Here is a 17,222-nt window from a genome sequence, read left to right as displayed (position 1 = left end):
AGGTTTTTTACTTTTAGAAACTATGAATTATATCGTACTAAAGCAAAATATTGAAAATAAAAGCATTGTTTGGTTTGAAGACAATAACCAATATATCGTTATGGAGCCTTTAATGGCAGAAATAATTTTGCTCTTACATAAAAAGACGGAAAAGCAAAAAATAATTAATCAACTATTAAAACAAGTTACGATTCCTTACCCAGAAGCAGTTAACCTTATAAATGATGTTGAAATTTTACTTACTTCTTCTAAAAGAACAACTTTAACAGAGTTACCTCCAGTTACAAAACCTAAAAAATTCAGTAGTATAAAATACTATCATATTCATAATTTACTCTTTAAGGTTAATTATGCTTCTGAACTAGAAACCTCTTTGGTACATCCTAAATTTGCGCATCTAGAAGTTAAAGCACAACCAATATTTCAACACGAATTAAAAATATACAGTAATGACAAATCTATTTCTTTTACAGTTGATGATTCACTTATTGGAACATGGTCATTAAAAGAGATTCATTACTTTCAAGGTAAATTTTCTATGGAATTGGTGCAGAAAATTCATAAAAAAGACGAACATGATTGGATGGGGGTTTTTCATGCATCAGCAATTGGTAATAATAATAGTTCTATATTATTTTTAGGTGACTCTGGTAATGGAAAAAGCACTTCACTGGCATTATTACAAAATAGTGGTTTTACTTGTTTAGCTGATGATTTTGTTCCTGTTGATAATAATTTAAATGTACATAGCTTTCCTTCTGCTATATCTATCAAAAAAAACAGTTTAGAAACCCTATTTCCTATTTATCCTGAGTTAAAAACATCTGCTGAATATCATTTTAAAAGACTAAATAAAATTGTTCGCTATCTTCCTACAAACAATCATGATTACTCATTAAACCTCCCTTGTAAAGCTCTAATTTTTATTAAGTATCAAAAAAACAGTGATTTAATCATTGATAAAATTTCAAATATTACAGCTTTTGAACAGTTAGTTCCTGATTCTTGGTTGTCTCCAATATCTCAAAATGTGGAGCTTTTCTTAGATTGGTTTGAAAAGTTACCATGCTATCAATTAACCTATTCTGATAATCAAAAAATGATTACAACTGTCAAAAAAATCTTTGCTGATGAATTATAAAGAAACCTTATTTTTTATTGGAAAATGTTTAACAATCACTCATGAAAAACATAATCGTGAATTAGTTGAAAAAAAAATAAAAAACAACGCGGTTGATTGGGACGCTGTAGTTAAAGTGAGTACAGCTCAGTATGTGTTTCCCGCTTTGTACTGCAACTTAAAACGTGCGAACTTTTTACAGTACCTTCCTAATGATTTGGTAGAATACATGCAACATATTACTAACCTCAACAGAGAACGAAATGAACATATCATAGCAGAAGCGAATGAAATTAACAAGCTCTTGCTCTCAAATAACATCACTCCTATTTTTTTAAAAGGAACTGGTAATTTACTAGAAGGAATATACATAGATATTGCCGAACGTATGGTGGGTGATATTGATTTTTTAGTCAATCCAGAAAAATTTAAGATTACTGTTAATATTCTCAAAGAAAATGGATATAAAGAGAAGACTTCTGATTATTTAGATAATACAGTTTTAAATAGACATTATCCCAAAATAACCAAAAAAGAAAAAATTGCTGCCATTGAAGTGCATTATAAAATGATTACAAACGAAAAAGGATTCGACTATAATTTTATTGAAAATAGCCTAAAAAAACTGACGAATAACATAAATATCCTTTCGTATGAAAATCAAATTCTTTTAACTTGTTTTAACAAGCAAATTAACGAGAAAGCTCAATGGACTAAAACAATCTCTCTAAGAAACTCTTATGATCTTTATATGTTATCTAAAAGAGCTTCAATTAAGACGGTTTTAAACAAGTTTTATCATTCTAAATCTGACTATTTAAAAAACTTTCTTGCTATTACTAACTACATTTTTGGTTCTCCTGAATCACTCGTATATATAAAAACACATAAGACTGAGAGCTACATCAAAAAAGTACTTTTTTTCATTAACAACCCAAAAGAAAGTGCTAATAACAAAAAAAAATGGGACCTATATTTTTTAAATAAACACCGCTTTTCTGTTATTTTAAAATCTTTTTACTTAAAAAAGTATAGGAAATATTTATTTGATAAGTTTTTTTAATCAACCAAAGCCCTAACCTCATCAAAATCTAACCCTCCGTAGTTACCTGAACTCATTAACAACAAAGCGGTGTTTTCAAGGTTTTGGCTAAATAAAAATTCTTTAAACTCTTGTGGATTTGTATATATAATTAAATCATTGCGTTCAAACGCTTGGGCTATTTGCGCCTCAGATACTTCTTTTAACTGTTTAATTTGTACTGCGTGTGGAGAATAAAACACTACTGCTATATCTGCCTTATCTAAAGCTCCTTTATATTCTGATAAAAACTCAGCATTCAAGCTCGAATAGGTATGCAACTCTAAACAGGCAAACAAAGTATTATTTGAATATTGATTTTTAACCGCTGCTGTTGTAGCAGCCACTTTTGATGGTGAATGCGCAAAATCTTTAAACACCACTGTTGAAGAATTTTCAGCTATTTTCTCTAAACGCTTGCTTGCTCCTTTAAAACTAGCTATTGCCTCATAAAACTCATCTTCATCAATTCCCATGTGCTGACAAATCCATTTTGCCCCTGCCAAGTTTTGTAAATTATGTTCTCCAAAAATTTCCAACGGTAAATCTCCTTCTTCCGTTTCCAAGTAGGTAATTTCGTTATCAATAAAATAATCTGGGGTTTTATAAGGATATTTTTTTATCGGGTGATTAGAGCTTTCAACAACTTCTTTTAGAACTTTATCTTCCTCATTATACACCATAATACCACCATTGGTCAAAGAATTTGTAAAAATTGAAAACTGTTCTACATAATTTTCAAATGTTGGAAATACATTGATATGATCCCAAGCAATTCCACTAAGCAACGCTATATTGGGTTTGTACAAATGAAACTTTGGTCGCATATCTATCGGAGAACTCAAGTATTCATCACCTTCCAAAACAATAAACTCATTTTCTTCGGTTAAATGTACCATTGTATCGAAACCATCTAACTGAGCTCCTACCATATAGTCTACTTCTCTATCATGATAATTCAACACATGTAAAATCATAGAAGTAATCGTTGTTTTTCCGTGAGAACCACCTATAACCACACGAGTTTTATCTTTAGATTGCTCATATAAAAATTCTGGGTAAGAATAAATTTTCACTCCAAGCTCCTGTGCTCTTTGTAACTCTGGATTGTCTTTTTTCGCATGCATTCCTAAAATTACTGCATCTAAATCGATCGTTATTTTTTCTGGAAACCAACCAAACTCATTCGGTAATAAACCCTTATTTGCTAAACGAGTGTTTGAAGGATCGTGAATCGTATCATCACTTCCTGTTATTTGGTATCCTTTTTGTTGTAATGCGATTGCTAGGTTATGCATTGCGCTACCTCCGATAGCTATAAAGTGAATTTTCATAGTGTTCTTATCTGTGATATTGGCATCAAAAATACAAAACCAAGCGAGAATTTTAAGTATCTTTAAATCGAAACTCTTTAAATAGCTATGTTCACTCACTCAAATAGCACCTTTACAAACTTCAACTTGTAAAAAACTGCTGTTTTTAAGTGTTTTGTTCATATAAACTTACGATTAGTGTCAAAAAAATAAGACTATAGAACTATTCAAAAAATATAGATAAATGAAAAGAATAACCCCCATTTTGCTAATGATTTTATTTTCAACCTTAGCACACGCCCAAGAAAACTATACCAACCTTTGGGAAAAGGTGCACAAATTTGAAGCTGAAGACCTACCTAAATCTGCTTTAAAAATAGTAAACACCATTTACGATAAAGCTGAAAAAAGCAACAATGCTCCTCAAGTTATAAAAGCTCTGTTTTATAAAAGCAAGTACACTCTTACATTAGAGGAAAACGCACAATTAAAAATTATTAATGAGTTCAAACAACAAATTAATCAACATAATTTTCCTACAAAAAACGTACTGGAAAATGTATTAGCGAACTTATACTGGCAATATTTTAATCAAAACAAGTGGAAGTTTTACAACCGTACCCAGACACAAGAAAAAGTAGATGGAAATGATTTTAGAACATGGGACTTAAATACGCTGTTTTCAGAAATTCATTGTCACTATCAAAATTCTTTAGAAAATGAATCTGAACTACAAAAAACAGCTATTCATACTTTTAAAGATATTCTTCAAACAGAAAAAGATGCTAAAAAATACCGTCCTACTCTATTTGACCTCCTAGCTCACAATGCCTTAGCATTCTATAAAACCACAGAAACTAACATTGTAAAGCCTACTTATCAATTTAAAATCGATGACGCAGCATACCTAAGTGAGGCTAACAAGTTTTCTGTATTAAACCTTAGCACAAAAGATGATTTATCATTACAGTTTAATGCCTTAAAAATTTATCAAAAATTAATTAACTTTCATTTAAAAAGCAAGCACCTTGATGCACTTGTTGATGCTGATATTCAACGATTACAGTTTGTTAAGCAGCATATAACTTTAAATAACAAACAAGAGTTATTATTACAAACACTGAAAACATCAGTTCATAATTATAAAAACAACAAAATTTCTGGATTGTACAGTTATGAAATAGCTAGAATTTATAATCAACAAGCTGGATCTTTTAAGACAAAAAAAAACGAAGACTTTCGTTTTAAAAACAGCGAAGCACTTACTATCTGTAAAAAGGTTATTAAACAATTTCCTAAAAGTTTAGCCGCTGAAAAGTGTGCCCTTTTACAACAACAAATTACAGCTACATCACTCAGTATTCTTTCTGAAAAATTTGTACCCATCCAATCTCACTCAAGGTTACTAATTACTTACAATAATATTGAGAAACTGTACTTCTCTGCTTATCAAATTGATCATAAACAATTAGAAGAGCTTCAAAAGATTTACAAAGAAGAAGAACGCTTTAACTTTATAAAAAAGCTTACAAAAACTACTTCATGGAATAGTAACTTACGAAACGAAAAAGATTATTTATTACACACAACTGAGGTAGTAGTTCCTCAATTAACTCAAGGAAATTATTTAATTGTAGCGCATCAAAATGCTACTTTTAACTCTGAAGACTTATATGCTACTGCTCATTTGCAAGCAACCAATTTAGTTTTAGTAGAAAATAATAATGATGGTGTAAAAACGTATCAAGTTGTTGATAGAAACAATGGAAAACCAATTAAAAATGCTGAATTATTATTACAAAACAAACAGCACAGATATGGAAAATCGATTCACAAAAAACTAACAACTGACAAAAACGGATTTGCTTCTTTTAAAAGTGACGCCAGTTATGGTAATGTGTATGTTACAGTGACATACAAAAACGATACTGCTATTTTTGGTAACTACTACCTGAATAAATATCAAAAGCAAGTCTCTCCAACTGCAAATGATAGTTATACCTCTATAAAGCCCTTTATTTTTACAGATAGAAGCATTTATCGCCCGGGACAAACGGTATACTTTAAAACTATTTTTATTCAAGAAACAGAAGACAAATCAATACCTTTTACCAATGAGTTTGTACAAGTAACATTAAATAATGTTAACGGAGAAGTAGTAAAAACACTAGATTTAAAGCTAAACGAATACGGATCGGCTTCAGGAGAAATTATACTCCCCAGTACAGGATTAACTGGAGAGTATTGGTTCTCAATTGATAAGAGTGAAAAGCAAAAAAGTACCTTTTATGATACTATAGATTTTGATTTTGAAAGAGAAGATCATATCACGCGTATTTCAGTGGAAGAATACAAACGACCTAAGTTTGAAACAGAATTTAAACCTGTAACAAAAACCTATAAGTTACATGATAGTATTACCGTAAACGGGTTTGCAAAAGCTTTCGCTGGATCAACTATTACAGATGCTAAAGTAAAATACCGTGTACATCGTAAAGTACAATATCCTATTTGGTGGTACTGGCGTAAACCTCAGTTTACTTCAGAAGCACAAGAAATTACACACGGTGAATTAATAACTGATGCACAAGGTAACTTTTCAATTACATTTAAGGCTTTACCCGATGAAAGTGTAAACAAAGACAACTTACCTGTTTTTGAATATGAAGTTACCGCAGATGTAACTGATGTTAATGGCGAAACTCGCTCAGCAACTGCTATTGTAAAAGTAGGATATCACGCATTACTTGCTACAGTACAAATTCCTTCTACAATACATAAATCGGATAACGAAACAACAATTGAAATATCAAGTAAAAACTTAAACGGTGAGTTTGTTCCTTCTAAAGGAAACATTAAAATATACAAATTACAAGCACCTAAAAATCCGTTACGTAAAAGACCATGGGATACTCCAGATTACCAAGATATCTCAGAAAGTGAGTTTAGAAACTTATTTCCTCATGACGCTTATACTTCAGAGGAACAAAATTTTGTAAATTGGAAAAAAGGGAAACTGGTATTTCAACAAAACTTCAACACAGAAGACTCTAAAAAAATTAGATTTAACAATTATAAAAAATGGGATTCTGGAAAGTATATTGTTATTCTAGACACCAACGATGAGTTTGGTCAAAAAGTTACTGACAAAGCTCTTTTTACAGTAATTGATAACAAAGAAAAAAGTGTAACAGACAATCAATTATTCACGTATAACACAAACAAAACGACTTACAAACCAAATGACATTGCTGAGTTACAAATTGGTTCTGCTTCAAAAGATGTTACGGTTATAGTTCAAATAGAAAAGAATCATACCATCGTAAACTCAGAGCTCATTCATTTAAACAACAAAACCAAAACAATTAAAATCCCTGTTACGAAGCAAGACATTGGCGGATTTGTTATCAAGTATTATTTTGTGAATTACAATAGTTTTGTAAGTGGAACAATTCCTGTTTCTGTCCCAAATAAACAAGATAGCATTAGCATAGAAACCAATACGTTTAGAGATAAATTACAACCTGGAACTCAAGAAACGTGGAGTTTTACCATTAAAAACGATACAAATAACAAAGTAGCTGCAGAAGTGTTAGCGAGTATGTATGATGCTTCTTTAGATGAGTTTAAGCCTCATAATTGGGAGTTTTCACCTATCTCAACTTCTACATATTACTCACTCAGTGGTAATGCTAATGCGTATCAAAGTTTTGGTAACGAACGTTTCAGAGTTTTTAACAATACCTATCCTAATTCGTTTAAAACTCAGCGATACGACCAATTAAACTGGTTTGGTTTTTATTTCGGAATGAATAGAAATATTCGTTTAAGAGGCTTAGCTATGAGTGCTAAAATACAACCTTCTCCAGAAAGAGAAATGATTGTTGAAGAGAAAGAACTTATGGAAGATACTCAAGCAAATTTACTAGATGAAATGGTTGTTGTTGCTTTAGCTGAAAAGAAAACAGAGGAAGAGAAAACTTCTTTAGACGGCGTACAAATTCGTAAAAACTTACGAGAAACCGCCTTTTTCTATCCGCATTTACAAACCGATAAAGAGGGTAATATTACCTTCAGCTTTACTACTCCAGAAGCTTTAACTCGTTGGAAACTGCAGCTGCTAGCACATACAAAAGAATTGCAATCTGCTACCAAAACAGTAACTACTGTAACTCAAAAAGAGTTGATGGTAATGCCTAATACTCCTAGGTTTTTAAGAGAAGGAGATCAAATTACTTTCAGTACTAAAATTGCTAATATCTCTGATAAAAAATTACAGGGTACGGCACAACTTGTATTGACCAATGCTATTACAGGAAAGGAAATCAACTTGTTAAACAATTCAACAAAGAATCAGTCTTTCAGTGTTAATGCCAATGGAAATACCAATGTATCTTGGAACTTATCAATTCCTGATACGTATCAAGCAATTCAATATAAAGTAGTTGCCAAGGCAGGAGATTTTTCAGATGGTGAACAAAATGTGTTACCAGTATTATCAAACCGAATGTTGGTTACAGAAACGCTACCTATGTGGGTTCGTTCAAATCAATCTAAAACATTTACCTTAGATAAACTAAAAAATCAGACTTCGACTACACTCAGTCACCATAAATTAACATTAGAAGTTACCTCTAACCCAGCATGGTACGCTGTACAGGCTTTGCCATATTTAATGGAATACCCGTACGAGTGTAGTGAACAAACCTTTGCACGTTATTATGCAAATACCTTGGCAAGTCATATCGCAAATTCAAATCCGAGAATACAAGAGGTATTCAATGCTTGGAAATCTTCAGATGCTTTATTGAGTAACTTAGAAAAGAATCAAGAGTTAAAATCGTTGATTATCCAGGAAACCCCTTGGTTACGTGATGCTCAATCAGAAACTGAACAAAAAAAGCGCATTGCTTTGTTGTTCGATTTAAACAAAATGAAAAACGAGCAACAAAACGCTATTAATAAGCTCTCACAATTGCAATTAAACAATGGAGGGTTCCCTTGGTTTAAAGGAAATGATAATCCTAATGCATATATCACGAATCATATTGCTACCGGTTTTGGACATTTACAAAAATTAGGTATTGATAATAAAGATGATTCTTTACAGAAAATGCTTGTGGATGCTATCCACTTTTTAGATGCTGAAATTGAACATACCTACAAGAAGTTATTAGAAAGTGCTGAACGTATTAAAGCTGAAAAAGGTCAAAAAAAACATACTGAGTACTTAAAGAAAAACCATCTTAACTATTTCATTATTCAGTATTTATACATGCGTTCTTTTTATAAAGATATCGATGTTAATAGTACAACTAAAACCGCTATTGAATACTACAAAAATCAAACAGCAACTTACTGGAAAGAATTTAGTTTATACGGAAAAGGACAAATTGCCTTACTACAGTTTAGAAACGGTAATACACAAATTGCTGATAAAATTTTAAAATCTTTAAGAGAAAACAGTATTACTTCTGATGAATTAGGAATGTACTGGAAAGAAAATCAACCGAGTTGGTATTGGTACCAAGCACCTATTGAAACACAATCGTTGTTAATTGAAGCTTTTTCAGAAATTGAAAATAACACTGAAACGATTGATAACCTAAAAATATGGTTACTAAAAAATAAGCAAACCAATCGTTGGAAAACAACCAAAGCAACTACTGAAGCTGTATATGCTTTATTATTACGAGGTAGTGATTGGATTTCGGTAACTGATATGGTAGATGTAACAATTGGAAATCAAACCATCAATCCTTCTAAATTAGAAGACACCAAAATTGAGGCGGGTATTGGTTATTTTAAAACCTCTTGGAATGGTTCTGAAATTACTCCTAATATGAGTACCGTTCGTATTACTAAAAAAGGAAACGGTATTGCTTGGGGTGGATTGTATTGGCAATATTTTGAAGACCTAGATAAAATTACCTCTGCTAAAACTCCTTTACAGCTGACTAAAAAACTGTTTAAAAAAGTAAATACTAATACGGGTAAACAACTTCAAGAAGTTACAGAAAACACACAATTAAATGTAGGAGATTTAATGACTGTTAGAATTGAACTTCGCTCTGATAGAGATATGGAATTTGTACACATGAAAGATATGAGAGCCAGCGGAGTTGAACCTATTAACGTATTATCTCAATATAAATGGCAAGATAACCTAGGATACTATGAAAGTACAAAAGATGCTGCAACAAATTTCTTTTTTGAGCGTTTACCTAAAGGAGTCTATATATTTGAATACGATGTTCGTGTAAATAATACCGGAAAATTTAGTAATGGAATTACTACTATACAAAGCATGTATGCTCCTGAATTTACTAGTCATTCTAAAGGGAAAAGATTACTAGTAAAATAAAATAACTATCTTAGCAATACATAACATTAAATTAAAAATTATGAAAAAAATCTTTTTATTTATCGGTTTTTTAACCCTTTCCTTTTTCACTGCCAACGCGCAGGATATTTCTAAAAATGCTATTGGTCTTCGTTTAGGAGATAATGATGGTTTTGGTGCTGAAATTTCTTACCAACGTAGATTAAGCGACAACAATCGTTTAGAGCTTGACTTAGGTTTAAGAAATGGAAGTGGCTATGACGGATTTAAAGCGACTGCCTTATACCAATGGGTATGGCAATTGGAAAACCGTTTTAACTGGTTCGCAGGTGCTGGTGGTGGTTTAGGTCACTGGAATGCAAAGAATGTAGATGCATCAGAAACCTACATTTTTGTTTCAGGTGTAATTGGAATCGAATACAATTTTGATATTCCATTAATGATTTCTTTAGACTACAGACCTGATATTGGATTTGGTGATTATTATAAAGATTTTAACTCTGATTTTGGATTAGGTATTCGTTACCAATTCTAAAAAGACATAAAATTTCTTAAAAGCCTTCAAAATAATTTTGAAGGCTTTTTTTGTTTGCAAACTCATAAAATTAAATACCTACTATTTTTTTAAAGTAATTTCTATATTAAATAAAAAAGACTAAAACATTACAAAAACCTCAATTAGTTAACATATAATCAACCTTATACATATGTTTTAATAATTTTTTACTAACAAATTTGAAATCTAATTCCTAGTTATCATAAATAATTTCGCCGTGGATAATTCACTAAAGATTTCAAAATGAAAAAATTAATTTTAATTGCTCTTTGCTTTATAAGTGTTTTAGGATACTCACAAAGTAAATCAGGATTAAAAGGAAGGGTTTTAGACGAAACAAACCAACCTTTACCAGGAGCTACAATCAGTATTCCTTCTCTACAAATTGGGATTTCTACTAATTCTAATGGAAACTATGAGCTTTTAGACCTTCCAAAAGGAAGTTATGAAGTACTAATATCATTTTTAGGTTATCAAACCCTAACAGAAACCATTACGCTTACAAGCAACATACAATCTAAAAACTTTTCTTTAACTCCTAAAATAGATAGGTTGGATGAAGTTGTTATTAAAGGAAGTATTGGTAAAGGACAAGCCAAAGCCTTAAACCAACAAAAAAACAAGGAAAACATAACCAATATTATTTCTGCTGATCAAGTAGGAAAGTTTCCTGATGCCAATATTGGAGATGCCTTAAAACGTGTTCCTGGTATTTCTATGCAAAACGACCAAGGTGAAGCTAGAGATATTGTTATCCGTGGGCTAGCCCCTCAATTAAACTCAGTAACCTTAAACGGTGACAGAATTCCGTCTGCCGAAGGTGACAACCGTAGAGTTCAAATGGATTTAATTCCTTCAGATATGATTCAAACCATTGAGGTTAACAAAGCTGTTACCCCTGATATGGAAGGAGATGCCATTGGTGGTTCCGTTAATTTAGTTACACGCTCTGCTCCTACTACTTTTAGAGCTTTCGTTGCAGGTTCTTACGGACAAAATCCTGTAAGAAATACACCTAACTATAATGTTTCTGCATTAGTTGCTAACAGAGCTTTTAAAGACAAACTAGGCTATGTAATCAATGCTTCATACAACTCTAACGATTATGGTTCAGATAATGTCGAGTTTGAATGGGAAAAAGAAAACGATAAAACTTACATTGGAGAACACGATATTAGACGTTACGATGTAAAAAGAAACAGAATGAGTGTTGCTGCCAACTTAGACTGGACACCTGACAACAACAATACACTTTTCTTTAAATCAATGTACAATCAGAGAAACGACTATGAAAATCGTTATAGAGTGCGTTTTAGAAAAATAGACGAACCAGATGCTACAGGATTATCAAAGGCTGAAGTACGTCGTCAAACTAAAGGAGGCATCAACAATGATACCAACGACAACACTCGTTTAGAGCGTCAAAGCACTTACAACATATCTGTAGGTGGAGAACATATTATTTTCGGAAACATTAAACTAAACTGGAAAACAGGAACTGCCAAAGCTAAAGAAGAACGTCCAGACGAACGTTATATCAGTTTTGAAAACGATGATATTGAAGTTATGCAAGACTTCTCGCGAACAAACTTCCCAGTATTACGACCAACAAATAACGATTTTAACGATCCTTCAACTTTTGAATACAATGAAATAACGCAACAACAAGGATTTACACAGGAACGTAAAATCAACTCTAATTTTGATGTTTTGGCTCCTATCAATGCTACTGGAACTTATAAAAACTCTTTAAAATTTGGTTTTAAATACAAGTACAAAGAAAAAGTAAGAGACAATAGCTTTTATGAGTATGATTTAGAAAATCAATTTCCAACTATGAATACTACCACTACTAATGACTATACTATTAATGGTTATTTAGCGGGTGACGATTATAAATCAGGCCTTTTCGTTTCAAAAGAATTCTTAGGAAGTTTAAACCTAACAGGTGGTGAACTAGTGCTTGATGAGTTTGTTCCTGAAAACTACGATGCTAATGAAAATATTTATGCAGCATACGGAATGTTACAACAAAATTTAGGTAACAACTTTTCTTTTATTGCTGGGGTAAGAGTTGAAAAAACAACAATAGATTATAATGGTTTTGCTATTGATGTTGAAACGGCTAATGATTTAAGTGATGTAACTAAAACATCAGGAGCTCGAAACTATACCAACTGGTTACCTAACCTACAAGCTAAATACAATATTAACAAAAACACCATTGTTAGAGCTGCTTGGACCAACACAATCGCAAGACCAAACTATTACGATTTAGTACCTTACAGAAATATTAATAGTGATGATATTGAAGCTGAGTATGGAAATCCTAATTTGGATCCTACTGAAGCGATGAACTTTGATTTAATGTTTGAGCACTACTTTAGCAACGTGGGTATCCTATCTGCTGGAGCATTTTACAAAAGCTTAGATCAATTTATTTACAATTCTATTACTGAAGAACCAATTACTATCGGAGGTGTTACAGAAACTTATGATGTCACAAGGCCTTTCAACGGAGGTACTGCCGAAATTTATGGTTTTGAAGTAGCTTTACAACGTAAACTAAACTTCTTACCTGGCTTCTTAAGAAACTTAACTGTATATGGTAACTACACCTATACAGATTCTAAAACAGATGGTATTGCAGACAGAGAAGATGGATTGCCTTTGGCGGGAGCTGTTAAAAATATGTTTAACGGATCATTAGCCTATGAAAGCTCTAAACTATCAATTAGAGCCTCTTTAAACTTTGCTGATGATTATATTTTTGAATACGGAGACGATACCTTTACGGATGTATTTTATGACGAGCAATTGTTTGTAGACCTAAATGCTTCTTACCGTATTACTAAAAACTTACAAATCTTTGCAGAAGCAAAAAACTTAACCAATCAAGAATTGCGTTTTTACCAAGGTACAAAACATCAAACTATGCAGGCTGAGTTTTATAACTATAACTGGAATGCTGGTTTAAAATACAATTTTTAAGAATGAATAATGCATACAGAATAATACTTACTTGCCTTATTCTAAGCGCTTGTAAAGTTGAAAAAATAGTACATCAAAACCCACAAGCGAAACCAGTAGTAGCTTTGGTTGCTGACGCTGAAACAGCACCTGTTACTTCTTTTGACGATGCTGCAGATGACCCGTGCGTGTGGATAAATCCCGCTGATGTAACAAAATCAACCATAATTGGCACAAACAAAAAAGAAGGTTTAGAAGTTTATAATTTAGAAGGAGAACGTTTGTATTCTTATAAAATAGGACGTGTAAACAATGTTGATATTCGTGATGGATTCTTATTAAACGGAAAAAAAGTTTCGGTTGTTACTGCTAGTAATAGAACCTACAATACTATTTCTATACTGATTGTAAAACCTACAGGAGAATTAGAAGACGCTGCTGCACGAAAAATAACTTCTAACTTAAAAGAAGTATACGGTTTAGGAATGTATAAAAGCCCTAAAACTAACAAATTTTATGTTTTTATGGTTGGTAAAAAAGGCGGTGTTGAACAATGGGAATTGTTTGAAAACAACACTCAAATTGATGCCAAGTTAGTCCGTGAATTTTCATTAGGAAGTCAAGGAGAAGGTATTGTTGCCGATGATGTACATGCCAAAGTATATATTGGAGAAGAGAACAAAGCTTTGTGGAAGTACGATGCAGAACCCAATGCTGAAAACAACCGTATAAAGGTTATCAGCACCAACGATTTGAATATGAAAGATGATTTTGAAGGCGTTACTTTATACGATGCTGGGAACGGAAAAGGATATATTATTTTATCCTCACAAGGAAATAACAGTTATGCTGTTTTCGATAGAGTTAGCAATCAATACCTAGGAAGCTTTTCATTAAAAGATGGTGCTATTGACGGTACCTACGATACGGACGGAATTGATGTAACCTCTGTTAATTTTGGCGCGAAATATCCTAAAGGATTCTTTATTGCACAAGATGGTGCCAATACCCAAGGTAAAGACAGTTTACATCAAAATTTTAAGATCATTGACTGGCAAAAAATTTCTAAAAGTCTACATTTAGATTCGTCAAATTAGTGTATTTGTTGTGTAATTTGAAAAGCCTCTAAGTAACTTAGAGGCTTTATTTATTTGTATACATAAGTTATTTTTTAAGAAATAGATAACACTTTTTCACATTTTATTTCCCAATGATAATGTTTTTTTTCTAGGTAAATAAGTGTTGAAATACCATCTAGTTTTTCAAAAATTACCCCAACAGATATCAATGCTTTAGTATAACCTTTATTAAAGGTTATGTCAGAAAAACTTAACAGTACATCTATTTCATCAAACCCTCCTCCTAACATTTCTTTATGCTTTTCAGTATAATAAATTAAAGAGTCTTTCTTTGAATTGGCTACTTTGTTTATGTCTATCTTAATATTATTTCCCGACTTTAAAAATGATGTTATTAGTTGGTTATCATTTGTACATTCATTTATTATTTGTAACTCTTTTTCTTTATATTTTTCTTTCGAAACAGAAATCTGAGGCCAAAAAGCTATTGTTTTTTTTCTTACTGTTTGTTTGTAAAAATATTTATAACTCCGAAGACTATCCTTAGTTGTAAAATTATAAACACTACCGTCTGGTGGTGGTGGAAACCCCGGAGGTAATACCATTGATCCTCTTAGGTCACTTAATAATAGCCCAATAACTTGATACGTATTTTCTTCTTCTATAGTACTAGCTTGTTGTTTTTCTTTACATGAAAACAAAAGAAGGGCTATAATTAAAAAATAGTTTACTTTCATTTATCGTGCAATTACTGTTCTAACTACTTTAAACTTCAAATATTTATCCTTTTCAATCCTTAATAAAAAATATAAATCTTTAAATAATATATTTGGATTGTTTTCTTTCCAACTATTTTGAATTAACCAATCGTAATCTACTAAATTTAAAAAATGTGTATCACAATGATTTATATAACTTATTTTATTATTATAAGCTTTACTAAAAACCATTGTTTCTATAAGTTGGTCATAATAAATATAGCCCTTAAATTCCCCTTCTTTTTTATCTTTTTTAATCTTTTCTTGTCTTTCTTCATACAGTTTTCTATCATAAAACTTAAACGTACTAATATTAGTATAATTTTTCACCCCTTTTATCTTTGAAATTTTATTAGTTTTTAAAATATAATCTTTATGGTTATCATTTAATATATAATACGCATCAATTTTATTGGTTTGCGAAAAACTGACAATAGATACTAGAAATAAGTAAAAAGTTAATTTAATTACATTCATTGTTTCCTGAGTTGCTAAATTCTTCAGAGACCTTTATTTTTCTATTAAATCTGTATTCCATATAACAGGATATTTGATCATTTTATCTTCAATAACTTCAATTAAATAAAGTTTATCAAATACAGAATTTTTAAAGAAACTAACATTTTTAGCTTTACTACGTTTTTTCTCAATACTTTCTAGTGTTTCAAACTTTATTTTTTTTAAGAAACTAACACTACATGTATCTATTTTTTGTTTTTTGTCTAGAACAAAAGATTCTTTGCAAATAAAGAATGTAACTTGATCATCTCTTTCTTTTTTCGTATACTTCTTTACAAATTCAATTCCTTTTTTATTTCTAGCTGTTTGTTCTGTAAAAACCTTACATTTTTCTTTACTTTTCTTATCAAAAAATAAGTAGCCTGTTTCTTTTTTATCTTGGCTAAAAGTATAACTGTAAACACATAAATTAATAAGTAAAAAAATAAACTTTTTCATTATTGACAGTTTTGATTTTTGTTAGCATTAATATAATCATCAATAACCTTTCCAATTCTATCTTTTTCTTCTTGAGATAAATTAGACCAAGTACTAATGTTAGAATACTTCAAACCTTCCCAAGCCAAATCCATATAAAATGGATGAGAATGTTGGTTGTTATCAAAACTTTGCAAAATATCGGCTATTGTTTCTCTATAATGGGTAGCCATTTGTTGATGTTGAGTGTTATTTGGAGTAGATGTATTCCAGTTATATCTTGTATAATAGTCATAAATTCCAGGAAAATTATCTTTAATACTCATAATGTAGTTTTTTTGTTCTGCTGCAGTCCAGCCTGTAAAATTCAAGTTTCCTTGTTTGGCTAGAGATAATAATTTTCTAAACATTTCAGCATGAATTACCTCATGAGTTATAGTCTTTGCTGTTATTAAATCTGGACGATACCCTACCCCATGAATATTAGAGTTATTATTTAAAGCAATAGTTATAACATAATCCGGAGAAGTTCCTGCTCCATCAGGGGCTCTAGTTACACCTCTTGTAGTTCCTAAATCTTCCATTATTAACTTCAAATGACTTACAGGAAACTCACCATCAAACTTTTGTATCATGCTTTTAAAATCTGTACTCATAGCTTTTAGTTTCTCATAAACACAAAGTGCTTTACCTGTAAGTTTGTTAATAATTTGGTCATCAAAATCTACTTCACCACCATTTGCTAACGCTTTAATGGCTTGTTTAGCAAATGTTTTGACTTCTGAGGTTGTATTTTTAAATAAGAAAGCTTCTACCTCTTTAGTGGTGTTTAAATTATTACTGTCTGATAAAAAGTTGAGTTCCGACAGTGATAAGCTGTTATCTAAAATTCTATTAATATTATTCGCTCTAATTTGTGCTTCTGTATAAGTATTTCCATCAGCATCTTCTACAAGGCTTGTTACTATAGGGGTTCCTGAGGTATTATCTTCTGCAATATCACCGCCACCTCCGGTAACATCACCTCCTACCATACCATCTTCTGGTTCTGGTAAGTCGTTACTTG

10 protein-coding genes and 1 pseudogene are annotated in these 17,222 nt (G+C 31.4%); 6 read left to right on the top strand and 5 right to left on the bottom strand.

All coding sequences use genetic code 11. The annotated features are described in order from the left end of the window. Positions 1–22 precede the first annotated feature (22 nt). Positions 23–1,141 (top strand): hypothetical protein, encoded by a 1,119-nt coding sequence (locus tag V1T75_RS13300; protein WP_330489014.1) that lies wholly within the window; start codon positions 23–25, stop codon positions 1,139–1,141. Continuing rightward, entirely contained in the window at positions 1,131–2,183 is a 1,053-nt protein-coding gene (locus tag V1T75_RS13295; RefSeq protein ID WP_330489013.1) for a nucleotidyltransferase domain-containing protein, read from the top strand. The genes V1T75_RS13300 and V1T75_RS13295 overlap by 11 nt, the downstream gene beginning before the upstream one ends. Here V1T75_RS13295 and V1T75_RS13290 read toward each other — a convergent pair. Next, positions 2,180–3,535, bottom strand: a complete 1,356-nt coding sequence (locus V1T75_RS13290; protein ID WP_330489012.1) for a UDP-N-acetylmuramate--L-alanine ligase — start codon at positions 3,533–3,535, stop codon at positions 2,180–2,182. The two genes, V1T75_RS13295 and V1T75_RS13290, sit on opposite strands and share 4 nt — an antisense overlap. 223 nt (positions 3,536–3,758) lie before the next feature. Here V1T75_RS13290 and V1T75_RS13285 point away from each other — a divergent pair, with 223 nt between their 5' ends. The 4 genes from V1T75_RS13285 (at position 3,759) to V1T75_RS13270 (ending at position 14,480) form a co-directional block, all read left to right on the top strand. After that, a complete protein-coding gene (locus V1T75_RS13285; protein WP_330489011.1) occupies positions 3,759–9,878 on the top strand; it encodes an alpha-2-macroglobulin family protein in 6,120 nt (2,039 codons plus the stop codon). A 40-nt stretch (positions 9,879–9,918) separates the two neighbouring features. Continuing rightward, on the top strand, positions 9,919–10,392 hold the full coding sequence (locus tag V1T75_RS13280; RefSeq protein WP_330489010.1) for a hypothetical protein: 474 nt from the start codon (positions 9,919–9,921) through the stop codon (positions 10,390–10,392). Between the two features lie 264 nt (positions 10,393–10,656). Then, complete coding sequence (locus tag V1T75_RS13275) at positions 10,657–13,404, top strand: TonB-dependent receptor (protein WP_330489009.1); 2,748 nt, start codon at positions 10,657–10,659, stop codon at positions 13,402–13,404. A 2-nt stretch (positions 13,405–13,406) separates the two neighbouring features. After that, complete coding sequence (locus tag V1T75_RS13270; RefSeq protein WP_330489008.1) at positions 13,407–14,480, top strand: phytase; 1,074 nt, start codon at positions 13,407–13,409, stop codon at positions 14,478–14,480. A 74-nt stretch (positions 14,481–14,554) separates the two neighbouring features. Here V1T75_RS13270 and V1T75_RS13265 read toward each other — a convergent pair whose 3' ends face one another. From V1T75_RS13265 to V1T75_RS13250, 4 genes and pseudogenes are all read right to left on the bottom strand, one after another. Further along, a complete protein-coding gene (locus V1T75_RS13265) occupies positions 14,555–15,199 on the bottom strand; it encodes a hypothetical protein (RefSeq protein ID WP_330489007.1) in 645 nt (214 codons plus the stop codon). Further along, a complete protein-coding gene (locus tag V1T75_RS13260; RefSeq protein ID WP_330489006.1) occupies positions 15,200–15,697 on the bottom strand; it encodes a hypothetical protein in 498 nt (165 codons plus the stop codon). It abuts the gene before it with no gap. A 33-nt stretch (positions 15,698–15,730) separates the two neighbouring features. Continuing rightward, on the bottom strand, positions 15,731–16,177 hold the full coding sequence (locus V1T75_RS13255) for a hypothetical protein (RefSeq protein WP_330489005.1): 447 nt from the start codon (positions 16,175–16,177) through the stop codon (positions 15,731–15,733). After that, a pseudogene (locus V1T75_RS13250) lies at positions 16,177–17,222 on the bottom strand (hypothetical protein); the annotation flags it as partial. The gene V1T75_RS13255 and the pseudogene V1T75_RS13250, both read right to left, overlap by 1 nt.

Source organism: Tenacibaculum sp. FZY0031, assembly GCF_036350695.1.
In the GTDB taxonomy this organism is placed as follows: domain Bacteria; phylum Bacteroidota; class Bacteroidia; order Flavobacteriales; family Flavobacteriaceae; genus Polaribacter.
The sequence above is the reverse complement of the archived record's forward strand: the minus strand, read 5'-3'. Positions and strand labels throughout refer to the sequence as shown.